This window comes from Marinobacter sp. V34, from assembly GCF_055524115.1.
This window is the reverse complement of record NZ_JBUPZY010000004.1, coordinates 153,614-176,024: the sequence shown is the minus strand read 5'-3', so window position 1 is coordinate 176,024 and position 22,411 is coordinate 153,614. Positions and strand designations below refer to the sequence as shown.

At 57.3% G+C, this 22,411-nt stretch carries 18 protein-coding genes; 14 read left to right on the top strand and 4 right to left on the bottom strand.

Annotated elements, in window-relative coordinates; translation table 11 throughout:
- Window positions 1–48 precede the first annotated feature (48 nt).
- From AC0B60_RS08545 to dinG, 3 genes are read left to right on the top strand one after another with little or no spacing between them, the layout of a single operon-like run.
- Window positions 49–1,752 carry an ExeA family protein gene (locus tag AC0B60_RS08545; RefSeq protein ID WP_465085329.1) on the top strand — a complete coding sequence of 568 codons (1,704 nt, stop codon included), beginning with the start codon at window positions 49–51 and terminating at the stop codon, window positions 1,750–1,752.
- Window position 1,753: 1 nt separating this feature from the next.
- The gene (locus AC0B60_RS08540) at window positions 1,754–2,515 is read left to right on the top strand and encodes a general secretion pathway protein GspB (protein ID WP_465085328.1); all 762 of its coding nucleotides are present in this window, start codon (window positions 1,754–1,756) and stop codon (window positions 2,513–2,515) included.
- A complete protein-coding gene (gene dinG, locus AC0B60_RS08535; RefSeq protein ID WP_465085327.1) occupies window positions 2,515–4,704 on the top strand; it encodes an ATP-dependent DNA helicase DinG in 2,190 nt (729 codons plus the stop codon). Before AC0B60_RS08540 ends, dinG begins: the two co-directional genes overlap by 1 nt.
- Window positions 4,705–4,992: 288 nt before the next feature.
- Here the strand turns inward: dinG and AC0B60_RS08530 are convergent, their stop codons facing one another.
- On the bottom strand, window positions 4,993–7,716 hold the full coding sequence (locus AC0B60_RS08530; RefSeq protein ID WP_465085326.1) for a LuxR C-terminal-related transcriptional regulator: 2,724 nt from the start codon (window positions 7,714–7,716) through the stop codon (window positions 4,993–4,995).
- A 247-nt stretch (window positions 7,717–7,963) separates the two neighbouring features.
- Between AC0B60_RS08530 and cysB the strand changes: the two genes are divergently transcribed.
- On the top strand, window positions 7,964–8,941 hold the full coding sequence (gene cysB, locus AC0B60_RS08525; protein WP_465085325.1) for an HTH-type transcriptional regulator CysB: 978 nt from the start codon (window positions 7,964–7,966) through the stop codon (window positions 8,939–8,941).
- Between the two features lie 14 nt (window positions 8,942–8,955).
- Here cysB and AC0B60_RS08520 read toward each other — a convergent pair whose 3' ends face one another.
- Window positions 8,956–9,678, bottom strand: a complete 723-nt coding sequence (locus AC0B60_RS08520; protein WP_465085324.1) for a phosphoadenylyl-sulfate reductase — start codon at window positions 9,676–9,678, stop codon at window positions 8,956–8,958.
- A 199-nt stretch (window positions 9,679–9,877) separates the two neighbouring features.
- On the opposite strand from AC0B60_RS08520, the gene thrH reads away from it, so the two are divergent.
- Window positions 9,878–10,489, top strand: coding sequence for a bifunctional phosphoserine phosphatase/homoserine phosphotransferase ThrH (gene thrH, locus AC0B60_RS08515; protein WP_465085323.1), 612 nt, complete (start codon window positions 9,878–9,880; stop codon window positions 10,487–10,489).
- A 62-nt stretch (window positions 10,490–10,551) separates the two neighbouring features.
- Here thrH and AC0B60_RS08510 read toward each other — a convergent pair whose 3' ends face one another.
- Complete coding sequence (locus AC0B60_RS08510; protein WP_465085322.1) at window positions 10,552–11,850, bottom strand: anthranilate synthase component I family protein; 1,299 nt, start codon at window positions 11,848–11,850, stop codon at window positions 10,552–10,554.
- A gap of 127 nt (window positions 11,851–11,977) precedes the next feature.
- Here AC0B60_RS08510 and AC0B60_RS08505 point away from each other — a divergent pair, with 127 nt between their 5' ends.
- Window positions 11,978–12,580 carry a hypothetical protein gene (locus AC0B60_RS08505; RefSeq protein ID WP_465085321.1) on the top strand — a complete coding sequence of 201 codons (603 nt, stop codon included), beginning with the start codon at window positions 11,978–11,980 and terminating at the stop codon, window positions 12,578–12,580.
- Window positions 12,581–12,752: 172 nt separating this feature from the next.
- Window positions 12,753–13,688: a DUF6160 family protein gene (locus tag AC0B60_RS08500; protein WP_465085320.1), complete on the top strand. Its 936-nt coding sequence runs from the start codon at window positions 12,753–12,755 to the stop codon at window positions 13,686–13,688.
- Window positions 13,689–13,829: 141 nt separating this feature from the next.
- On the opposite strand, the gene AC0B60_RS08495 is transcribed toward AC0B60_RS08500, so the two are convergent.
- The gene (locus AC0B60_RS08495; RefSeq protein WP_465085319.1) at window positions 13,830–14,462 is read right to left on the bottom strand and encodes a hypothetical protein; all 633 of its coding nucleotides are present in this window, start codon (window positions 14,460–14,462) and stop codon (window positions 13,830–13,832) included.
- A gap of 225 nt (window positions 14,463–14,687) precedes the next feature.
- Here AC0B60_RS08495 and AC0B60_RS08490 point away from each other — a divergent pair, with 225 nt between their 5' ends.
- From AC0B60_RS08490 to AC0B60_RS08460, 7 genes are all read left to right on the top strand, one after another.
- A complete protein-coding gene (locus AC0B60_RS08490) occupies window positions 14,688–15,731 on the top strand; it encodes a DUF58 domain-containing protein (RefSeq protein ID WP_465085318.1) in 1,044 nt (347 codons plus the stop codon).
- A complete protein-coding gene (locus AC0B60_RS08485; RefSeq protein WP_465085317.1) occupies window positions 15,728–17,806 on the top strand; it encodes a transglutaminase TgpA family protein in 2,079 nt (692 codons plus the stop codon). Before AC0B60_RS08490 ends, AC0B60_RS08485 begins: the two co-directional genes overlap by 4 nt.
- A 25-nt stretch (window positions 17,807–17,831) precedes the next feature.
- On the top strand, window positions 17,832–18,836 hold the full coding sequence (holB, locus tag AC0B60_RS08480) for a DNA polymerase III subunit delta' (protein ID WP_465085605.1): 1,005 nt from the start codon (window positions 17,832–17,834) through the stop codon (window positions 18,834–18,836).
- A 120-nt stretch (window positions 18,837–18,956) separates the two neighbouring features.
- Entirely contained in the window at window positions 18,957–19,307 is a 351-nt protein-coding gene (locus AC0B60_RS08475; protein ID WP_215985089.1) for a PilZ domain-containing protein, read from the top strand.
- Window positions 19,308–19,315: 8 nt separating this feature from the next.
- Window positions 19,316–20,233 carry an alpha/beta fold hydrolase gene (locus AC0B60_RS08470; RefSeq protein WP_465085316.1) on the top strand — a complete coding sequence of 306 codons (918 nt, stop codon included), beginning with the start codon at window positions 19,316–19,318 and terminating at the stop codon, window positions 20,231–20,233.
- Window positions 20,223–21,125 (top strand): DUF4892 domain-containing protein, encoded by a 903-nt coding sequence (locus AC0B60_RS08465; RefSeq protein WP_465085315.1) that lies wholly within the window; start codon window positions 20,223–20,225, stop codon window positions 21,123–21,125. Before AC0B60_RS08470 ends, AC0B60_RS08465 begins: the two co-directional genes overlap by 11 nt.
- Window positions 21,125–22,339 carry a patatin-like phospholipase family protein gene (locus AC0B60_RS08460; protein WP_465085314.1) on the top strand — a complete coding sequence of 405 codons (1,215 nt, stop codon included), beginning with the start codon at window positions 21,125–21,127 and terminating at the stop codon, window positions 22,337–22,339. Before AC0B60_RS08465 ends, AC0B60_RS08460 begins: the two co-directional genes overlap by 1 nt.
- Window positions 22,340–22,411 lie beyond the last annotated feature (72 nt).

Below are 22,411 nucleotides of genomic sequence, written 5' to 3'. Positions count from 1 at the left end.
CCGATGGCGGCTCCCGCAAGCTCCGCCTGAGCACCTGACTGGACACGCATGTACTACGACTTCTTCGGTTTTCGGGAGCCCCCGTTTTCGATTGCCCCGGACCCCCGCTATCTGTATCTCAGCGAGCGCCACAAAGAAGCGTTGGCACACCTGATGTATGGCGTACAGGGGCAGGGCGGTTTTATTGTCATTACCGGTGAAGTCGGTACCGGCAAGACCACGGTCAGTCGCTGTTTCATTGAGAACGTACCGGATCATGTGGATATCGCACTGATCCTGAACCCCAGGCTGTCGGCCCGCGAACTGTTGTCCTCCATTTGCGATGAGCTTGAGATTGGCCATCCGGTCGGCTCATCTATCAAGGAACTCGTGGGCCTGATCAATGATGATCTACTCAAGGCACACGCGGCAGGTCGCCACAAGGTTCTGATGATCGATGAGGCTCAGAATCTCTCTGCGGAGGTGCTTGAACAGCTGCGGTTGCTTACCAATCTCGAAACCGCAGAGAAAAAACTGCTACAGATTGTGTTGCTGGGACAACCTGAATTACAGGAAATTCTGGGGCTACCGGAGCTTCGTCAACTGAATCAGCGCGTAACAGCCCGTTACCACCTCGACGCCCTCGGCCGCGCAGAGATAGAGGCCTACCTGCGTTACCGGCTCAGCGTGGCGGGCCTCCGGGGCGAAATTTTTACCGATCGCGCCATCCGCGCTTTGTACCGTGCCAGCCAAGGTGTACCGAGACTGATTAACCTGATCAGTGACCGGGCATTGCTGGGTGCCTATGCCGAAGGTGAGCACCAGATCACGGCGCCCCATATCCGTAACGCCGCCCGGGAAGTGAACGGCCAGAATTTGCCCGGTCGGTCTCGCAAGTCCCATGCGCTGGTGTTGGCTGCGGGCCTGCTGATGGCCATCATCATGACGACTTGGCTGTTTATGGGGCTTCCTGGGAGCGGCACCAAGGCGCCCGATGCTGTTGCCGAAAATCAGGGAAAGCCGCTTACCGGTACCATCCAGCGGGTCGAGCCGGATGAGCCTGTTGCCGGGCTATCGGAACTGGTGCCCGAAGCCAGCCTGGAAACCAGTACGCCAAAGGAGCAAGAATCGCTGCCCGGATTCGAGTTTCCTGAGCAGGCTGTGTCATTACCGGTTGCGTTCCGCGAGCTGTTCGAACTGTGGGGGATGGATTATCGCGCTTCGGAAAGTCCAGTGGCCTGTGAGTTTGCTGAGAGCCAGGGATTGCGTTGCCTGCAAAACAAAGGGGCGCGACGAAGCCTGGAGTTTCTGGACCGGCCAGCGATACTTCAGCTTCGCAACGGTAACGGGGACAGTCACTACGCCGTTTTGAGCAGCCTCCAGGATAATCGCGCCACCATCGAACTCCCCAGTGGGCGCCGGGAGGTGACCTTCTCCAGCCTGCAGCCCTACTGGTTTGGGGAATTTACCGTAGTTTGGGAAGCACCCGCCTACACCCTGGATGACGCTTCCGGTAGCGAACGGGGTACCGGCAAGGTGGCCGAGCAGATCTGGATGGGGTCAAGAATGATGGAGCTCGCCAGCCAATACGCCGGCAGTCGGCAGGAAGAAAGCCGAGTCAACCGTATGCCGATCGAAGAGCAGGTCCGGTGGTACCAGCGGCAAAGAGGCTTGACGGTGGATGGCATTGCCGGTGCCATGACCATCATCCAGATGAATAACGACCTGGAATCCGCCGTTCCCCGGCTGACGTCCGGAAGGATGGTGAACTGACATGTCCTATATCCTTGATGCCCTCAGAAAATCCGAAACCGAAAGACGACAGGGGCGCATACCGGACCTTGGTCAGCAGGTACAACTGATCCACAAGCCGAGGAAAAAGTCGATTCCGGTTCTTGTGTGGGTTGCGCTCGGCCTGGTACTCAATGCGGCGGTATTGGCCTGGGTTTTCTGGCCCCAGGCTCGCCAGGTTTCCTCACCGGACAAGCCAAGCCCTTCGACCGATATTTCTGTGCCTGTACCCAAGATTGAGCCTGTTACCGCTGGCGATAAGCCGGAATCGCCCCGACAGGTATCGGCGCCGGAACGTGTCTCATCGCCACAGACCAGCGACACGCTTGAGGGTGCCATTGAGATTCCAACACCGGGCGCCACCATCGATGCTTCGCGGGAGGCGGTAGCAGAGACCGGTGACGCGGAAGAGCGGGAGCGACCGACGGTCATTGTGCCCACATCGCGTGCACCCAGTGCGATCAATCCCGGTGATCCGGACGGTGCCGCCACGCAGACAGCGCCGCACCTTGTAGAACTTCCACTTTCGTTTCAGAAAAGGGTGCCCGACCTGATTTTCAACAGCCATATCTACGCGTCCGAACCGTCGTCGAGACGGGTAATGATCAATAACAACTACCTGCGCCCCGGAGAGTCGTTTTCCGGAATCACCGTTGAGCGGATCACCGAAGAGGGCGTTGAGCTGAGTATGGATGGCCGCCGCTTCCGGGTAGGTGTGGTTCGCAATTGGGTGAGCCCGGAATAATGGCACTCACCGAGGACGTTAAGCAGCTGATACAACAGACCTATCGAGATGTCTTGGCTGGCAAGGATATCCGTGCACGATACGGCCAGCGTCTTATGATCGCTGAAATCGCCCGGTACATGGGTGAGATCACGGAGAACGACGGTCAACGCACGTCGCAGGCCGGCACCTGTGTGGTTGAGGCGGGGACGGGAACCGGTAAGACCTTGGCCTATCTGATTGCTGCCATTCCCGTGGCCCGTGCCCTCGGCAAAACACTGGTGATATCAACAGCGACCGTTGCCCTGCAGGATCAGATCGTCCACAAGGATCTGCCGGACCTGAAAAAGCACAGCAAACTGGATTTCACCTGGACCCTTGCCAAAGGCCGCGGCCGCTACCTGTGTATGTCTCGTCTCGAAGCTCGTTTGCATGATGAGGGTAACGGCGACAGCGATACCATGCCGCTGTTCCTGCTGGATGGCCCCGGCAAGGAGGAACCCGGCACCCGGGCCTATTTCGAGGACATGCTGGCCAGTTATGGGTCCCGAAAGTGGGACGGTGACCGCGACCATTGGCCGGACCAGATACCGGACGACATCTGGCGCCAGGTCACCACCGACCACCGTCAGTGTACCAATCGCCACTGCAGCTATTTCGACAGCTGTGCCTTCTTTGATGCCCGCAAGGGCCTGGACGATGCCGACATCGTGGTGGCGAACCACGACCTGGTGCTGGCGGACCTCGCCCTTGGTGGTGGTGCCATCCTGCCAGAGCCGGAAAACGCATTGTTTATCTTTGACGAGGCGCACCACCTGCCGGACAAGGCACTGAATCATTTTGCCGCGTCGGTGCCGTTGAATTCCACGCGTCAGTGGCTAAAGCAGTTGTCCCAGGCACTGGGCAAGATGCAGCCGTTCCTGACGCCCGGCACCCAGGCCGCTAAAACCATCGATAGGATCAGTTCCGCCTCCCGGGAAGTGGATATCTGTTTGACGAAGGTGTACGACGAGGCCGAACAGAATACCGGTTGGGAGTTTAACGAAGAGCGACGTTCCGCCCAGTGGCGTTATCCCGAGGGCGAATTACCTGAGGTGCTTGCAGGACTGGCGGTGGAAACCCGGGTGGCGACGGCAACCCTGGTTCGCCAGCTTGGCGTGATGGTGGACGAGCTACAAACGGCCTTTGATGAACGCAAGGCCAGTGATGTCGATCGCGATACCGCGGAGTCGTGGTATCCGGTGATTGGATCCTTCCACAGCCGTGCCGAGGATCAACTGCGACTATGGACCGCGTGGTGCGACAATCCGGGCCAGCCGGCCAGTGAGTCGGCAGATGGTGAAGAAGCCGCGCTAGCGCCAAAGAAAAAGTCCGGGCCGCCTGCAGCGCGCTGGGCTGTGCGTCAGCGCTGGGAGCACGCGGAAGACATTACGCTATATAGTAGCCCGGTTCTCGCGGATAACCTGCTTTATTCACGGCTCTGGTCAAGGGCGTACGGCGCTGTTCTGACCAGTGCGACCCTGACAGCTCTTGGGCGCTTTGACCGGCTCAAGGCAAGGGCAGGCCTGCCCGAAGCCAGCCGTTTCGTGGTGGTACCCAGTTCCTTCCGCTACGGCGAGATGGCAACTGTGGAAGTGCCAGCCATGACCGCCATGCCCACAGACGACAGCTTCACCGACCAGGTGGTGTCTCGGCTACCTGCCTTGTGGGCCGGCGAGAAGGCGACTCTGGTACTGTTTACCTCCAGGCGCCAGATGCAATTGGTGCGCGACGCTCTGTCACCAGAGTATCCGGACCTGATCACTACACAGGACGACATGGCCAAAGGTGAGGTGTTGCGCCGCCATTGCAGCCGAGTGGATGAAGGGTTGCCCAGTGTGTTGTTCGGTGTTGCAAGTTTTGCCGAGGGCATCGACCTGCCTGGCAAGTATCTGAGTCATGTAGTGATCACCCGGCTGCCGTTTTCGGTACCCGATGATCCCATCGAAGCCAGCCTGGCGGAGTGGGTGACGCACCGGGGCGGCAACCCGTTTATGGAAATCACCGTCCCCGATGCCTCCATCAAACTGGTACAGGCCGTTGGTCGTCTTCTGCGGACGGAATCCGACACCGGTCGCGTCACCATCCTTGACCGTCGCATCATCGCTCGCCGTTACGGGCAGTTGCTGTTGGACGCCCTGCCACCTTTCCGGCGGATCATAAAGCCCTGATAAATAGAGCCCCGATAAAAGGGGAGCCAAAAAAAAGAGCCAACCCATGTGGGTGGCTCTTGTAGAGTGGGCCCTTATCGAACCCGGGCGTCGAAACAACGCGGAACAAGAAGTCTGAAGGCCTGAAGTTTCAGAAATCTTACCGAGGTTTCCCTCAGCGTTGGGAGAATAATAAGGGAGGAGGGGGCGTATACGGATCGTCCAAAGGGCGTAGTGGGCCGACAAAATTCCTGAAAAGTGTGACGCGGTTCACAAAATGGCGGTGGGAAGTTCACAGGAACAGGCTGTTCAGGCCAGTAACCGTAACGCTCGCGCCCGGGCCAGAGCTTCAGTGCGTGAGCCCACAGCCAGTTTGCCATAGAGATTGCGGATATGGGCTTTCACCGTGGTGGGCGCGACTCCCATGGTGCTGGCAATGTCCTTGTTGGCAAGGCCTCGGTTAATCAAATCCAGCACTTCCAGTTCCCTTTGGCTCAGGGGCTCGGGAAGGCCTGTATTGCCAGATTCCTCCGCGGCATCTGTCAGCATCTCTTCTGCATTCGTTTCATGAGATTCCGCTTCTGCCCGTTCAGAAAGCATGGCTGTGACCCGGCTGTTCCAGCGGCCTGGTGCCTTGAGAGCCGGGAGTGCCTTACATAGCTGGCGGATGGTTGGACTCTCCTCCGCGAGCAGGCGCATAAATCCGGCCTCCGATGCCCGCTGGACAGCCTGCGCCAGCATCTGTTCCGCTTCTTTCATTTTACCGTCGGCGAACAATGCCTCGCTGTAAACCAGTTGTATTTCCACCAGGTGGCGGTAGTGCTGGTCTTGTTCCGCACTGAGACGAAGAGGAGCCAGTGTCGCCATCGCATCCGCCGGGCGGCCCAGTGCCACCTGAACGCGGGCGATGCTGATTTGGTTCTGCTCCCGGTTCAGCGGATTGGTGAACCGGTCATTGCTCACTTGTTGCATCCACTGCTCCGCCAGATCCAGATGATCATTGGCGAGATAGCAACGTGCCAGCATGGCTGAGCAGGCTGGCGGTTCGAAGAGAATGTGGTCCCGGCGGCGTCTGGCGACACTGGCGGCATCTTCCAGCGCCTCCATGGCCTCCTGGTAGCGCCCTTCGCTGAAGGCCAGATGGCCTCGCACGTACTGGATAACCACGTGCTGCCCGGGTTCGGTTCCATTGTTGACGTGGTCCAGTAGCGGGGCCAGGTAGGAGGCCGCCAGCTGGGGTTCGTTGCGCTCCCGGTAGATCTCGATCAGGGCGCTGTTCTGCCAGCATGAAATCAGCATGGGTTGGCGGGGGTCACTGTGGTGTTGGTCGACCCATTGCCGTACACTGGTACAGGTGTCCAGGGCTTCGTCGATGTCTCCCCGGTTGTACTGAATCCAGGCAAGCAGGCCGCCGCTTGAGAGCACGGTGCTGGGTTTGCGTTCCAGTTCTCCATAGCGCACGGCGGAGCTCAGGGCATCCTCGGCTGCTGCCAGGTCGCCCTTTCCGTAATAGTCCAGTCCCACTCCGTAATAGGTCACCGATTTCAGGGGTATACGGGTGTGGTCAATGTCACGTAATACCTGTTGGGTCAGGTCACTGGCGTTCTTGTCGTCGCTTTTGGACCGCGCGAGGTAGGAGCGGATCAGGGAAATCTCACTTTGCAGGCCCAGGGCGCCCTCGGCATCGGGGTGGGAATCGGCCACCTGTTTGTCGAGCATGTCTTCCAGCTCACCCAGGAGGGGATCCAGCACGTCCACCCGATTGGCAAAAAACAGCGCCCATACCCTCAGCATCAGCAGTTGTGGGCTTTCCTGGAGGCTGTTCGCGGGCAGCGAATCCAGCCAACTGAGTACGGGCAGGTGAAAACCGCCGTGGATCAGGTTGTTGCCGTGCTCAGCCAGCACCTTTGCGAGCCAGGGCCAGTCGTGGTGTTGGACGATCTGGGAGATGCCTTCCTGAACGTGGCCATGGACCAGCAGCCAATGGACGGCTCGTTGCCATCGCTTTTCAGTATCTTCCGGCTTGAACTGTCTGGCCCGTTGCAACAACGCATCCCGGAACAGGTCGTGATAGCGGAACCATTCATTGTGGGTATCCAGCGGAATCAGGAACAGGTTTTCCCGCAGTAGCTGTTCCAGCAGGACCTGGCTGTTGGTGGTGCCGCGAACCGCATCGCAGAGTGAGGCGCACAGTCGTGGACAGCAGGCCGTATCAAGCAGGAAGTCGCGCACCGGCGCAGGTTGCTGCTCAAGCACTTCGGTCAGCACGTAATCGCTGATGCGGCGCTCGTCCAGGTCGAGGCGTTGGAAACCGGCCTCGGGTTTCTGATCATCGATGTTGCCGCCAGACAGGGCGGACAATTGCATGGCGGCCACCCAACCCTCGGTTTTGCTGCAGATCCTGCGAACCTCCTGCTCGGAGAGTGCAAGCCCCATGGTGTCGTGGAAGAAGCGCTGGCATTCCCCCTCGGAAAACGCCAGCAGGCCCGGGTGTATGTCTTCTACCCAGCGCCGCACCCGCCAGCGTGAAAGCGGCAGGGCTGGTTCGGTGCGGGAGGCCAGGGTCACCAGAGTCCCAGGGGGCAGGTAGTCCATAAAATACGACACCTGGCGCTGCAATTGTGGATCGCGGATAAAATGATAATCGTCCAGGATCAGTGACCAGGGCGCGCCATCGGCGGCGAGGACATTGATCAGCGCAGTGATGGGACCCTCCAGCTCCTGGTGGCTGCAGTGGCTGAGTTGCTGACGACATTGCTCCAGACCTACGAGACCATTGTGTTCAAACGCCCCCACCACGTACTGCCAGAAGCGGCGGGGCTCATCATCGTGCTCATCCAGGGAAAGCCAGGCAACGGTAGAGGGGGATTGGGAACACCATTGGCTGACCAGCGTGGTCTTGCCAAAACCCGCTGGCGCCACCACCAGATTCAACCGCTTGGCACCGTCCGGCTGCAGCAGGGCGCTCAGGCGTTCCCGTTGTACCGAACGGGGATCTGCGGTTGGTCTGAGGAACTTGGTGGTTAACAGCATCGTTTCCCTGAATGCCGGTGAATGGTTCGATAAGGATTGTGTGCTTTGTCACCGTTAAGTCAAGGGCCGTAAAGACAAATGACGCCGTCGTCATGCGGCGTTATCGGTTTTTTGGTCTAAACTGTGTTGGAAGGGATTCTGTATACTCAAAAAGAATGAAAAATCACGTTTTTATGCGTATTCTTCTAATAAAATCAGCGTATACATGCCCGGTCTATACCGGGCCTTATGGGGAGCGACAGGGCAAATGAAATTACAACAGTTGCGCTATATCTGGGAAGTTGCGCACCATGATCTCAACGTATCCTCCACTGCCCAGAGTCTTTTTACCTCACAGCCGGGAATATCCAAGCAGATCCGTCTTCTGGAAGATGAACTGGGACTGGAAGTTTTTGCGCGTAGTGGCAAACACCTGACTCGTATAACGCCGGGCGGTGAGATCATCATACGCGAGGCGGGTGAAATACTGCGCCGGGTGGAAGGCATCAAAAAAATCGCGCAGGAATTCAGTAACCAGCGCAAGGGCGACTTGAGTATCGCCACCACCCACACTCAGGCCCGTTATGCGCTGCCGCCCATTATTCAGGGCTTTATCGAGTCCTACCCTGAGGTGTCCCTGCATATGCACCAGGGCACACCCATGCAGATTTCAGAAATGGCCGCCAATGGCGCGGTGGATTTCGCCATCGCTACCGAGGCCATGGAGCTGTTCAATGACTTGATCATGATGCCGTGCTATCGATGGAACCGCAGCATCATCGTGCCGAAGGATCACCCGCTGGCGAAGAAACCCGAACTGACGTTGCCGGATCTTGCCGAGTTTCCGCTGGTCACTTATGTGTTTGGCTTTACCGGCCGTTCGAAACTGGATGAAGCCTTCCAGGCTCACGGGCTGACCCCGAAAGTGGTGTTTACCGCCGCCGATGCGGATGTCATCAAGACCTACGTGCGATTGGGCCTGGGGGTTGGCATCATCGCCAGCATGGCGTTCGACGAGCAGAGCGACCCCGACCTTGTCTGCCTGGATGCCAGTAAACTTTTCCGCCCGAGCGTGACCCGGATTGGCTTCCGTAAGGGAACCTTCCTGCGAGGGTACATGTACGATTTCATCCAGCGATTTGCGCCACATCTGACCCGTGAGCGGGTGGATGAAGCCGTGACCCATCAGGGCAGCAGGGCGGAGATCGAGGAACTGTTCAACGACATTGATCTGCCGACCTACTGACGGCCCTGGCAGGTTTACTCACGGGCGATCAGGTTTCCGGCGTGTAGGCCACATTCCTTCTGGGTGGCCTCTTCCCACCACCAGCGGCCCTCGCGCTCGTGTTGTCCTGGCAGGATAGGGCGTGTGCAGGGCTCGCAGCCAATGCTGACAAAGCCCTTTTCGTGCAGTTTGTTATAGGGCGCTTCCGTCATGCGGATGTAGTCCCAGACTTCCTTTGAGCTCCAGTTCGCCAGCGGGTTGAACTTCACCAGCTGCTTTTCGTCCGTGGAAAACGCGTCGTCAATCTGCACTACGGGAACATCGTTGCGGGTGCCGGGGCTCTGGTCCTTTCGCTGGCCGGTAATCCACGCATCAACAGTGGCCAGTTTCCGCCGTAACGGATTGACCTTGCGGATACCGCAGCATTCGCCATGACCATCTTCATAGAAACTGAACATGCCCTTACGGGTGACCAGGTCCTGTACTTCGCCTGCATCGGGAAACATCACTTCAATGTTGATTCCGTAATGCTCACGCACCCGATCAATAAATTGATAGGTTTCCGGGTGCAGGCGAGCCGTATCCAGGGTGAACACCTGAAGGTTGTCGGTCAGCTTGTGAGCGAGCTCAATCAGCGCGACGTCTTCCGCGCCACTGAAGGAAATGGCGATGTTGTCGTACTTCGCCAGAGCGGCCTTGAGGATGGCCCTGGGACTCGCGCCTTCAAGCTCGGCCTGTAATTGTTCAATGTCCGTCATTTGAAAGGATCACCTGGAGTGTAAATGTGTGATAAATCTACCATTAACCGGCAGCAGTCTGAAGGAATGGGGGAGTATATCGTTATAGCCGCACAGATGTACGATGCATTCCGCGCCGGTTTTTCTTATCATACCGCCTGATTCCAATCCCCGGCGGCATTCGCCGGGCTGACCAGCGTTCAACTATCAGGAGACCATTGTGGAACTCGCGTGCCTTGACCTTGAAGGAGTACTGATCCCGGAAATCTGGATCGCGTTTGCGGAAAAAACCGGCATTGAGGAGCTCAAGGCGACCACCCGCGACATTCCTGATTACGACGTACTGATGCAGCAGCGCCTGAAGCTGCTGGACCAATATGGCTATGGCCTGCCGCAGATCCAGGAAGTGATTGGTGAGCTGGACCCGCTGCCCGGTGCCCGGGAATTCCTGGATTGGCTTCGGGAGCGGTTCCAGGTGGTGATTCTTTCCGACACCTTCTACGAGTTCGCCATGCCACTGATGGCCAAGCTGGGCTACCCGGCACTGCTGTGCCACAAACTGGAAGTGAATGACGAGGGCAGGATCACCGATTACCTGCTGCGCCAGCGTGATCCCAAGCGCCAGTCAGTGCGCGCGTTCCAGTTGCTGAACTACCGTGTTGTCGCGGCGGGTGATTCCTACAACGACACCACTATGCTGAGCCAGGCGGAAGCGGGCATCCTGTTCCATGCACCGCAGAATGTAATCGAGGAATTTCCCCAGTTCCCGGCGGTGCATACATTTGGCGAGCTTAAGGATGAATTCCTGAAGGCCAGCGCTATCCATAACTGATTGCGCTGACCAGGCCGGGGCAGGCTCGCTGCCCCGGCTTTCCAGTCTTTGCATTCCTCCCCTTACAGGGCTTCCAATACCTTCATCAGCTTCTGAACCTTGTCCACGGATTCCCGGTATTCATCGTCGGGGTCTGAATCCGCGACGATCCCACACCCCGCCCAGCAGTGAATCTGCCCGTCTGGATCCGTCATCAGGGTGCGGATAGCAATATTGCTTTCCAGATTATTGGCGAAATCCCAGAGGAAGACTGAGCCGCAGTAGGGCCCGCGTCGATGTAATTCCAGGCTGTCGATGATTTCCATCGCCCGACGTTTGGGCGCGCCGGTGATAGAGCCGCCCGGGAAAGCGGAGAGAAGGGCTCGAAGTGGTGTGGTACCCCCCTGCAGTTTACCTTCCACGGTACTGACCAATTGATGCACATTCTCGTAGCTTTCAATGCTGAACAATTGCGGAACTGACACTGAAAAGGGTTCGCAAAATCGGGACAGGTCGTTGCGAATCAGGTCTACGATCATCAGGTTTTCAGCCCGGTCCTTTTCGGCGGCGGCCAGCGATTCGGCAATCCGCTGATCGTTCTCCGGAGAGTTCAAATCCCGGGGCCGAGTGCCCTTTATGGGCTTGCTGATGACCCTGCGGCCATTCTCAATACTCAGGAACAGTTCCGGTGAAATGCTGAGGACCTGATAGGCGCCAGCGTTCACATACGCAGCATGGGGAACAGGAACAGCCAGGCACAATGCTTCAAAGGCCGAGTAGGGCGAGCCCTGATATTGCCCGGTGTACTTATTGGAGAGGTTGACCTGGTAGCAGTCCCCGGCATGGATGTAGTTCAGGACCTTGGACACATCACTGCGATAGCGCTCGGCCGGTTGGTCGGCTGTAAAGCCCTGGCTGACATGGAAGGGAGCAGGGCGTATGGGATTATCACCGGAGAGTTCTAACACCCGCTCTTTCGTCTGATCGTCGCACTCGGGGTGAAAGTCGAGCATGGGCGGATTGGTGCCCGAGGCATCCAGCGTCAGCTGCCAGAGGTAGAGCCCGATATAGCCATAATCCGCCACATCGCCCTTGCAGGAGAATCCGGGTACCGTGTGGTTCCCCGCTTCGTAGAACAGGGTTCCCATGATGCCGCCGGCCGGTTTGTGGCCAGGTTGTTGCGCCAGTCCAGCCCATACCTCCTCGAGCTCTTCCGTCAGACGTGAAAAAGCGAGCGCATCCTTGGGAACAGCCCAGTACTTCACGGGGAATGCCGTAACGATCCGCCATTGCCTGCCGGTGTCGGTGTAATCGATAAACCCATGTTGGCTGCTGATCTGTGAAACGAGGCGTTCCGCCTCTTCCGCACTTAATGTTTTCACGATGTTACATACTTAACAAAATCTTGCATGGGTTCACGGTAGCCTGTGCGGCAAGTCACCTGACTTCGGGCTTGGGAAGGCTTGGGCCGGTGCATTCTAAACAATAATCCTAAGGGCAGTAACCAGTATGAAGACTTGTAACGGCATTGGTAAGCAATTTGTCTTGGCGATTATCGCAGGATTTGCGATGTCCACGGCGGCGTTGGCTCAGGATGCGATTGATCGGGAGGACCACGTGCTGTCCGATGGCAAGCTGGACGACAAGGACCTGGCGGCGGTCGTCGCGGTTGCGCAGCGGCATCTCACGGAGCTGACGGATGCGGTTGTTAAGAGCGCCGGTACAGAACTGGAGGAGGCCGGCATATTCCGCCCAATGGCGTTCATGGTGATGAAGTCCGACAAGGTTCAGCAAATGAGGCTGGAGGAAAAGGCTGAGGAAGCACCGGGGCAGGTAAAGGTGCTGATGTACCGCGCAGGCCTGAAATCCATCGCCCGCCGCGGTGAAATCCATGCGTCTGCGATTGCATACCCGGGCAGCATTGAGAAAGACGGAGAGACCATCCGTGCCTTGGTTCTTGAACATGAACATCGTCTTGGAATTTCAGGGTTCAAGCTCATTCCCATCAACCTGAAGAACGGAAAAGCGAGCTTTGGAAAGCCGATGTCGCAGGAAAAACCGTTCCAGATCTTTTACGACGACAAGGGCGATGAAGATTCTTCAACTAGATGATAATAAAGTAAATATCTGTCGATTATTACGGACAGAGTTGTTTTGTGACAATTTGTGAATGCATTCACGGAACCAGACTGTAAAACAATCTTAAATGGAGTGGTGAGGTTGAGCCTCACAACAAAGTTAAAAGTTCAACTGGATAACAATAAGTTCAATCAAGGAGAACAATATGAAAGGCCTGAAGAAAATTGCATTGGCAACAGCCGTTGCCGCTGCGCCCTTCGCCGCTCAAGCAGAGCTGCAGGCGATGGACGACAGCATGATGGGTAACGTCACCGGTCAGGCCGGTGTGACCATCGAGCTGGAAACCCAGGTAAGCATCGGTCAGTTCACCTACACGGACGAAGGTACCTTCGCCGTTAAGGACATCAATCTGGGTGGTGCGCTTACCAGTAGCCATAAGTCTGCTACAGACTATGCTACGGCTACCGGCGCTGGCGCTCTGTTGGACCAGCTGAAAATCGACATCGACATCGGTTCTGATGGCGATGCAATCATTCACGTTGGCTCTCTCCAGACGGATGGCAGCGGCAACCCGATTCCCATCGACTGGGGTATGACTGCAGGCTCCATGGAGCTTGAAGGTGGCAGTGGTGAGAACACGGTTCTTGTTTCCAACATGGACGCTTGGGGTCTTCTCGGCGCTCTGGACATCATTGTCGATACTGACAACGTAGATAACCAGGCTGGTACTGGAACCCTCAACATCGACGCAGCGTTCACTGTTGAAGAAATGAGCTTCGACGTTGACTTCCTGGGTGTCGGCATCGCTGGCATGACCATCAAGGGCTCTGAGTCTGGTGGTGTAGAACTCGGTGCAGCCGGCCTTGCGCAGATCTTCGGTGAGGATCCTGCCAACCTGACTCCGGAAGAACAGCGTAAAGTTGGTCTGGCTCAGGCTGGCTTCGCGATTGTTGGTCTGGACATCTACAAGGGCGGCGGCCTGGGCGCTTCCACAGCGACTGACGTACTGCGTGTAGATGTTGATGACGTCCTGATGGACATCAACGTTGCCGAAACCAACATCGGCGGTGCAAACATCGGTACTATCGGTATCGACAACCTGCACATCAGCAACACCAAACTGGCTGTATACGGTCACTAAGCTGATCGCATAACACCTTTGGTGTGAACGCCCCGCTTTGCGGGGCGTTTTTTTGTGCCTGTCAAAAAGTACAGGCAAAAAAAGAGCGGTGACTCGCCAAGAGTGACCGCTCTTTCTGTTTCGGATGTATAGTGACCCGCCTTATCGATCAGGCACCGCTATGGATAGATCAAAACCACCGCCCGGGCGGGGCGTCAATGTGATCGGGCCTTCATTAATGCCATGGGGTACCTGGATGTTATCAATACCCGGCGGGTTACCAATGGAAAAGTTCAGGTTCTGGCCATCAAACCCGACCCCCAATTGATCATTGAGAAAGGTCTGACTGAACGGTTCATCCGGTATCTGGGCCTGTTGCCCGAAAATAATTGGCGGAATCGTCGGTGTGAACTCAGCCGGAGGCTGTGCCCGGGCCAGTTCTTCCTGGGGCAACAGAAGAGCACGACGAAGGAATTCCTCTTCTGCGCTTTCAAGGGCACCTTTCTTGCCTTCCCGTTCGAACCGCTCCAGGGCTTCGCGATAGGCTTCTTCTTCCGCCTCCGTCAACACCGGCTCACCCGGCGAAATGGTCAGGGAGCGTATAATCTTCTGCCGGTCCGCGTCCGTCTTTTGCCGTTCTTTCGGCACCACGATGACGGCGGAATCCTTCACGTAGGTTTCAACCATCTCATCGGAGGTCAGGGTCTGTACCCCAGCCATCAGTGGGGAGGTAAACGAAACAGCCAAGCTGGCGGTACCAGCCAGGGCGATATACAGGGGTGTTCGGCGGTTCATGACGTAGCCTCTTGCCGTGTCCAAACGCGAAATGGAGGCGCTTCCGACACTAAACTGCAGTCAGCATGCTCCTTATTGGCAGTATTCTGCGCAAAGAAGCGGATTTCAAGGTGATTGTGTGGCATTTGTGATCAGAATCGGACTATTGTCAGTATTCTTCTGTGAAGCCACTCAAACGTGTTTATATAAAGGGCGTGATCCATTCAGGTTTGTAACAGGGCATTTATGTTGAAGGCATTTCGTTCGCGCTGGCAGCGCTGGGTAAACCAGCGGATTCCGCGAACCGACCAGCGGGTATTCGGGCAGCGCAATATCTTTATCCTGCCCACGGGTGCGGGTGTGGTGTTTGCCGGTTTGCTACTGATCATGCTGATTACCGGCATTAATTATCAGAATAGCCTGATCTATCTGCTCACATTTCTGTTGGGCGCAGTGGTTGTTGCGGCCATGCACCAGACTCACCGCAACCTCTCGGGGCTGGAGCTAACGCTGATTCAGGCCGGCGATGGTTTTGCGGGAGACATGATTCCCTTCCGGCTCCGGGCTGTTGCCCCCCGCCACGACTCCCTGGCGATTTCCCTGTTCTGCGATGACAGTGAGCTCAGCCAGCAACACGTCATGGCCAGCCAACAGCTGGACATGACTCTGGCGATACCGTCATACCAACGCGGCTACCTTCAACCAGAACGTATCCGTGTGGAAACCCGGTTTCCCTTCGGTCTTTTCAAGGCCTGGTCCTGGTTGCGCCCGGTCACGTCCGGCATTGTTTACCCAAACCCGCTGCCCGCCCCGGATATGGCGAGCACGGTTCAGGATGGCGAGGAACACTCGAAGGCGCGTTCGGTGGATGGAAATGACCACGCGGATATCCGGCCCTGGCGGGAGGGGGATTTGAGTCAAAGGGTGCAGTGGAAGCGTTACGCGCGTACTGGGGAAATGGTCATTACCGACTGGGAAGGTGAGCAGGGCAGCCCCCACTGGCTGGACTACGATGCGTTCAGGGGCGTAGACCGGGAGTTCCGCCTGGGCTACCTGGCCCATCAGGTGATGGAGCGGGCCCGGAGCAATAGTCGTTTCGGACTGAACCTGCCTGGGCAGGTGATTGAGCCGGACACCGGCGCCGCCCACACTAATCGATGCCTCAAGGCGCTGGCTATCTTTGGTCTTGAACAACCTCGGGAAGGCGGGCCTCTGCCCCATGGTACCCGCTCTGATGAAGTTGGAAACCGGGCCTCTGGATCGTCTGTTTTTGGGGAGGGGAGGACATGATTCTTCGTTTCTCAAGAGGGTTTGGGGGCTCAAGTGCCTTTCAGGCGGCCGAATTGGTATCTGGCCGTGCATTGATATGGCTGATCGCGGGATTTGCGTTGTTACTGGTTCCCCAGTGGGATCGATTGCCGATCTGGCTGGTGGCCAGTTGCGCTGTGCTTGCCGGTTGGCGCTGGCTGGCCCAGTCAGGGCGGGTCCGGCTGCCGGGAAAGTGGATGCGGACCGGGATCATGCTGGTGCTGGTGTCGGTGTACATCGCAACAGTGCAGGGGCGATTCACGGTTGATACCGCCGCTTCTTTTTTCGTGCTTGCGGTTGGACTCAAGTGGCTTGAAACCCGTTCCGTGCGGGATTTCTATGTGCTGTTTTTCATTCTGGTGTATCTGGCAACGGTTAATTTTCTGTTTCACCAGGAGATTCATTGGAGTGTCATCAATATTACGAGCGTTGCCTTGCTGTTGATCGGCCTGCAGGTGCTGAATGCTCCTGAAATACCCGGTGCCATGAAAAAAGGATGGAGGCGGCTGGGGATGATGCTGCTGAAAACCCTGCCTATCGTGGTGCTTCTGTTTGTGTTCTTCCCGCGCATGTCGCCCCTCTGGAGTGTGCCCCTTGTCTCAGGAGAAGCTCGCACCGGTATCAGTGACACCATGACCCCCGGCGATATCTCCAGCCTCGCCCAGAGCAGTGAGCGGGCATTTCGCGCTACCTTCGGTGGCGAGCTGCCGGCTTATCGGGAACGTTACTGGCGCGGATTGATCCTTGATCGCCTGGACGGTGACACCTGGCGGCAGGGGTTCGGGAAGCAGTTTCGCCGGCTGGGCCGGGTTGACGTGGACGGCGGCGTGGGGCCGCTTGGGCCAGACCAGTATGACGTATTGATGGAGCCGACGGACCAGACCTGGGCCTTTGCACTGGAGGGTTCCGTGGCGGTGTCCAATAACGTTGAACCAACCGACGAGGGTCTGTTCCGGTTTGACCGACCGGCGGACAGCACGGTTCGCTACCGGATGGAGCGGGTCAGGAGCCAACAAAACGATGGCGCGAGCACTGAACCGGATAGCCTTCAACGCTACCTGCAGCTACCGCGAAGTGGCAATCCCAGGGCGCGGTCGTTTGGGCAGCAACTGGCTGATCAGCACGAAAGCCCGCAGGCGTTGGTGCAGCAGCTTCTGAGCCGCTTTAGAGAGCAACCCTATTTTTACACCCTACGCCCACCGGCCATGCCGGTGGATGGCATCGACAGCTTGTTGTTCGATGAGAAACGCGGTTTTTGCGCTCATTACGCGGGCGCCACCACGTTTGTGTTGCGAGCGGCGGGTATTCCGGCACGCATTGTTGTCGGGTATCAAGGCGGAGAACCAGGGATCGATGATGAATACCTGATCGTGCGGCAGTATGATGCCCATGCTTGGGTAGAAGCATGGTTGCCCGGCCAGGGTTGGGTGCGGGTTGATCCGACGGCGGCCATCGCCCCCGAACGTATTGAGTCTGGTCTGCGGGACGCGGTTGCGGAGGAAGGCTCGTTCCTTGAGAACGACTGGGCGTCGCCACAGCGCTACGGTGACATGGCGGTGCTGCAGTGGGCTTCCCTGCAACTCGATAAAATCAACTATCACTGGCAACGGTGGGTTGTTGGTTACCAGGGCCAGTCGCAGATGGACCTGATGTCGCGCCTGCCCGGTGGGATAGGTATGCGCGAGCTAGGCTATATCACCGCCGGTCTTGTTGGTGTGGCATTACTACTGGCAGGTTTGGTTACAGCGTGGCAGTACCGACGCGTGGAAAGCCGGGACCCGCTTGGCCGACTTGTTGTTCGCTGGTACCGGTTGTGTGACCGTGCGGGTGTACCCGTGCGTCACGGCGAAACCCCCGCGCAACTGGCCGCCAGGCTGGCGCAGGCAAAACCTGCGGCAGCCGGTACGGCAACGGCTTTTGCCCGATTGATCAACAAACATTACTATGGCCAGGATTCTGATACTGGTCATCATGGCGAACTGGCGAAAATGAAGCGCTTGCTGGCCACAATGAAGCGACAGGCGGATCGACCGTCAACCAGTTCATCAAAGGGGTGATTAAGTGAACGCATCCATAGCAACCATGGCATGGCTTGAGGGCGCCTGGAGCCGGCTGCTCCAACGCATCGCCGGCAACCGGATGCCCCATGCCCTGATGGTGACGGGCGAGAACGGTGTGGGTAAGCGTCAGTTTGCCAATGCATTGGCCGGATTGCTGGTCTGCGAGAAGTCAGACATGGCCAGCGGAACTCCTTGCGGCTCCTGTAAGCAGTGCGAGCTGGTCGCCGCCGGTACCCATCCGGACATCCGGCTCTATACGCCCGAGAAGTCCCGGATGATCAAGATCGACCAGATTCGAGCACTGTCTGCGTTTGCCGTGGGTTCACCCCAGGTGGCCGCGCGTAAGATCGCCATTATTGATCGTGCCGATCAGTTAAACATCAACTCCGCCAATGCCCTTCTGAAGACTCTGGAAGAACCCGCAGAGGATGTGGTGCTGCTGTTATTGCAGGAAAGCGGCAGGCCCGTTTTACCGACGATCCGTTCCCGTTGCCAGAGTTTGCTGATCGCCACGCCGGACGAAGATCAGGCCGCTCGCTGGCTGGCGACGGCCGTTAGTGAGATGGAGGGCGAAGGCCGGCCAACGCCGGAACAATGCGCCAAGGCTCTGGTACTGGCAGCCAATGCGCCCCGTCTTGCCCTGGAATACGCGAGCGGAGATTTTATTAGCCTGCGAGACGAGGCTCTGGACAATTTTCGCCGCTTCATGAAAGGCCAGCTTTCCATTGCGGAGGCTGCAAAGCCGTTCAAGGCAATGGGGCTTGAAAGTGCCCTTTGGCTGTTCGAAGGCTGGGCGGGTGACCTGGCCCGTATCGGTGCCGGTGGGCAGCCAAGGGATGCGGAAGCGTCTGAAATGTTGACCTTCCTGGCCAGAAGCAATCCTCCCTGGCGGGCCTATGAGCTCCTGGACGCTATCCATGAATCCAGATCGGCAGGCGTGTACAACGTCAATCCCGAACTGGAGGCCGGCCGGTTGTTGATAGCATGGCAAAAACTCATGCCGCGCCGCCGGCCCGCTGCGGGCTGATGGGCACGGCAGGATAGGGCAGTTTTGAACAACTACTGCTATGATTGCGGAATATCAGGAGTTTATTGACTCCGATTACTATTAATCCGGTTACGATCAATACAGAGAAAGGTGTTTACTATGGGGCCTGGTTTTGGCGCACGCAGTGGCATTCTCACGCTGACCATTAAGGATAAAGCGGTACTCTACGCGGCTTATATGCCTTACATCCGGCAGGGCGGGCTGTTTATCCCCACGCAGAAACAGTATCAATTGGGTGATGAGGTGTTCCTGTTGCTCAACCTGATGGATGAGCCCGAAAAGATCCCCGTGGCTGGCAAGGTTATTTGGATTACCCCGAAGGGTGCCCAGGGAAATCGTGCAGCCGGTATTGGCGTGCAGTTCAATGGTGAAGACGAAACCGCGCGTACCAAAATTGAGTCCTATCTGGCGGGTTCCTTGAGCTCGGATCGACCCACCCACACCATGTAAGCGCTTCGATGAATGACACCGTTCTGGAAACCCCACTTGATACAACATTGGCGTGTCAGGAAACTAACTGGTCCCTTAAACACATTAACCTTGCTGGCCTGCACTGGCCCGCTGAAACAGCTTCTGAAATCTGCCCTGTACTGATGATCCATGGCTGGCTGGATAACGCCCTGTCGTTTGCCAGATTGGCCCCTGCATTGGCAAACAATCGCGACGTGTACTCACTCGATATGGCTGGGCACGGGCACTCCGGGCACAGACCTGAAGGCCAGGGTTACCTGTTGATGGATTACGTTGCTGACCTGGCGGAACTGATAGAGGCCCATTTTAAGGATTCCCCAGCGGGGCAGGTCGATCTGGTGGGCCATTCGCTCGGAGGGATTGTCAGTGTGCTCTACGCAGCGGCGTTTCCCGAACGGGTGCGCCGGCTGGTCATGATCGACAGCATAGGGCCCATCAGTCGTAAACCGGATGAAGTTATCGGGCAGATGCGCAAGTCGATCATCAAACGAATGACGGGATCCGGGAAACCGGTCGTATACCCTGATATAGAGTCGGCAGCCAAGGCTAGGGAGGGGGGCATGATCCCTCTGTCGCCGGAAGCCGCTCGGATGCTGGTTGCGCGTAGCATGAAGTCCTCCGGAGAGGGGTTTGTGTGGCAAACCGATCCACGCTTGCGTCATCCTTCGATGATGATGATGGACGAGGCGCAAGTGAGCGCTTGCCTGAAACAGGTAGCCACGCCAACGCGTTTCCTGCGGGCGACGCAGGGGCTTCTGGCCAGCCGCCCCGAGCTCGATTCACGTTTGGATGCCATCGCGAATCTGGATGTTGTGGCCGTGCCTGGAGGCCACCATTGCCACCTGGACGGGGATGTTGAACCCGTCATTGATGCAGTCAGAGGCTTTTTAGACGATGCAGAATAAGCGCTTGTCGCAGTTAGGAAAATGGGGCGCCGCCCTTTTCATGGGTTTTTCGACCATGGTGTCGGCGCAAATGCCGCCGCCGGAACCGTTTCCGGAAGCGCGTCTTGATCAGGAGATCAGCATCAAGTCGCCGGGGCACCTGGTACTGTTCAGTCCCGTCCGTGAGGTGAATAACGAAATTCGCTCCGCTTCCATGGCCCGGCTCCCGGTCAAGGGCGTCGGGCAGTTGTACGAAATTCAGGGCGGCGCTAACCGTGAAGAAGCTCGCGATCACTATCTAAGGGAACTACAGGCCCGTGGTGCGCAGATACTGTTTGAGTGTTCCGGAAGGAATTGCGGGCGCAGTAATGTGTGGGCCAACCAGATTTTCGATCAATCCAGTCTCTATGGGCGGGACAACAATCAAGACTATCTCGTCGCCGGTTCGCTCGATGAGAACGGCCAGCCCTGGTTGACACTGGTCTACACGGTCACTCGCGCCAACCAACGCCAGTTCGTCTGGGTTGAGCATCTGGTAGCCCCTCAGGGAACCGATATTCCCGGAATGGGCAACGAAAGCGCCAGAATCAAGGGGCCGGTAATTGTGCCCTGGCAGGGCACAATTACCTACCGGTTTGAGTGGAGCGGAGCTGACCGTCGCATCATCAATGACTGGGCCGGCGAGGCCGATGCCCGGGTAATACTGACGGCCTACTCCCAGCTCAAGGAAAATGAAAGCCTGGAGGCGTCTATGGAGCGGGCCGAGGCGGCGGCGCAGTCCCTTTCCCAGGTATTGGCAAAAAGTGGGGTTTCCGAAAGCCGCCAGATGATCATTACGGTTGGCCCCACAGTTGTGATACCGAATCCTGACCGGCAAGGTGACCGGGTTGAAGTGATGGTGATTACGAGGTGATGGGGATGAACAGGCCATCCGAAACCGAGCTTCAGGATGAAGAACAGAAGCCGACAGACGATATCTCCCAGATTGTCACAAGCACTGGCATATCCGCTGCGCAGACCGCGTCCGAAAAAGGTGATCCCCGGCCGACCGCTCCTGGTAAGGGCAAGACTGTTGCGCTGACTCTTGGCAGTGGCGGGGCAAGGGGCTACGCCCACATCGGAGCGATCGAGATACTGGTGGAGCGCGGCTATGACATTGTCGCCATCTCCGGATGCTCCATGGGTGCGTTGATCGGCGGTGTCTTCGCGGCTGGAAAAATGAAGGATTACAAAGATTGGGTAACCGGGCTGGGCCAGTTCGACGTGCTGAAACTGTTGGATGTGACCTTTAGCTCTGTCGGTGCCATCCGCGGAGAAAAGATATTTTCCGTGGTGCGGGAAATGATTGGAGATACCCGGATTGAAGACCTTCCGATCGCTTTTACGGCTGTGGCGACGGACCTCCTTGCCCATAAGGAAATATGGTTTCAGGAAGGGCCGCTGGATCAGGCCATCCGGGCGTCGGTTGCCATACCCAGTGTGGTGACGCCGTTGGTGTTGAATGGCCGCGTGCTGGTGGATGGCGCTTTGCTCAATCCACTGCCCATCATTCCGACCATCTCGTCCCATGCCGATATGATTGTGGCTGTAAACCTCAGTGGCGAAGACGACCGCGGGCGACGATTGCCGGATGCTGCGTTCGATAATCCCGAGGACGACGGTGATACTGAGGAATGGGTCGAAAAGATCCGTGACAAGGCCTCCCGCTGGTTTGACTGGGATGCCCTGAAAACCTTCAGCACCAGAAAAGAGGGTGCCTCGTCGAGTTCGCCGGAAGAGAAGATCAGCAAGGCAGTGGCCAAGAACGAGCACAACAAAAAAACGCCTGCGATAAAATCGGAACCAAAGAAGCATCAGGATGATCACGAGACTATTGACTGGGATAAGTTGGGTATCGGTAAGTTCGATGTCATGAACCTGACCATCGAGACCATGCAAAGCGCCTTGGTCCAATACAAGATCGCCGGATATCCGCCCGATTTGCTGGTGAATATTCCCAAGAACGCCGGCCGCAGCTATGACTACCACAAGGCGCCGGAACTGATCCGGCTTGGACGGGAACGCATGGCCGCCGCGTTGGATCGCTACGAAGAGAACCAGAACAGCTCCGGCCCGATGGCAATATGATCCCGCAAACCGCAATTGCGACGGGTGGGCTGCAGCCTGTGCCGGAATGAGCGTATAATTCTGCGCCTTGAT

Excerpts from the sequence above, each read along its gene's own strand:
- AC0B60_RS08495 (WP_465085319.1), bottom strand. The coding sequence starts at position 14,462 with ATGAACCGCCGAACACCCCTGTATATCGCCCTGGCTGGTACCGCCAGC.
- AC0B60_RS08530 (WP_465085326.1), bottom strand. The coding sequence starts at position 7,716 with ATGCTGTTAACCACCAAGTTCCTCAGACCAACCGCAGATCCCCGTTCG.
- AC0B60_RS08465 (WP_465085315.1), top strand. The coding sequence starts at position 20,223 with ATGCAGAATAAGCGCTTGTCGCAGTTAGGAAAATGGGGCGCCGCCCTT.
- AC0B60_RS08540 (WP_465085328.1), top strand. The coding sequence starts at position 1,754 with ATGTCCTATATCCTTGATGCCCTCAGAAAATCCGAAACCGAAAGACGA.
- AC0B60_RS08520 (WP_465085324.1), bottom strand. The coding sequence starts at position 9,678 with ATGACGGACATTGAACAATTACAGGCCGAGCTTGAAGGCGCGAGTCCC.
- AC0B60_RS08490 (WP_465085318.1), top strand. The coding sequence starts at position 14,688 with ATGTTGAAGGCATTTCGTTCGCGCTGGCAGCGCTGGGTAAACCAGCGG.
- AC0B60_RS08470 (WP_465085316.1), top strand. The coding sequence starts at position 19,316 with ATGAATGACACCGTTCTGGAAACCCCACTTGATACAACATTGGCGTGT.
- AC0B60_RS08505 (WP_465085321.1), top strand. The coding sequence starts at position 11,978 with ATGAAGACTTGTAACGGCATTGGTAAGCAATTTGTCTTGGCGATTATC.
- AC0B60_RS08475 (WP_215985089.1), top strand. The coding sequence starts at position 18,957 with ATGGGGCCTGGTTTTGGCGCACGCAGTGGCATTCTCACGCTGACCATT.
- AC0B60_RS08545 (WP_465085329.1), top strand. The coding sequence starts at position 49 with ATGTACTACGACTTCTTCGGTTTTCGGGAGCCCCCGTTTTCGATTGCC.
- holB (WP_465085605.1), top strand. The coding sequence starts at position 17,832 with ATGGCATGGCTTGAGGGCGCCTGGAGCCGGCTGCTCCAACGCATCGCC.
- dinG (WP_465085327.1), top strand. The coding sequence starts at position 2,515 with ATGGCACTCACCGAGGACGTTAAGCAGCTGATACAACAGACCTATCGA.
- AC0B60_RS08485 (WP_465085317.1), top strand. The coding sequence starts at position 15,728 with ATGATTCTTCGTTTCTCAAGAGGGTTTGGGGGCTCAAGTGCCTTTCAG.
- AC0B60_RS08460 (WP_465085314.1), top strand. The coding sequence starts at position 21,125 with ATGGGGATGAACAGGCCATCCGAAACCGAGCTTCAGGATGAAGAACAG.
- cysB (WP_465085325.1), top strand. The coding sequence starts at position 7,964 with ATGAAATTACAACAGTTGCGCTATATCTGGGAAGTTGCGCACCATGAT.
- AC0B60_RS08500 (WP_465085320.1), top strand. The coding sequence starts at position 12,753 with ATGAAAGGCCTGAAGAAAATTGCATTGGCAACAGCCGTTGCCGCTGCG.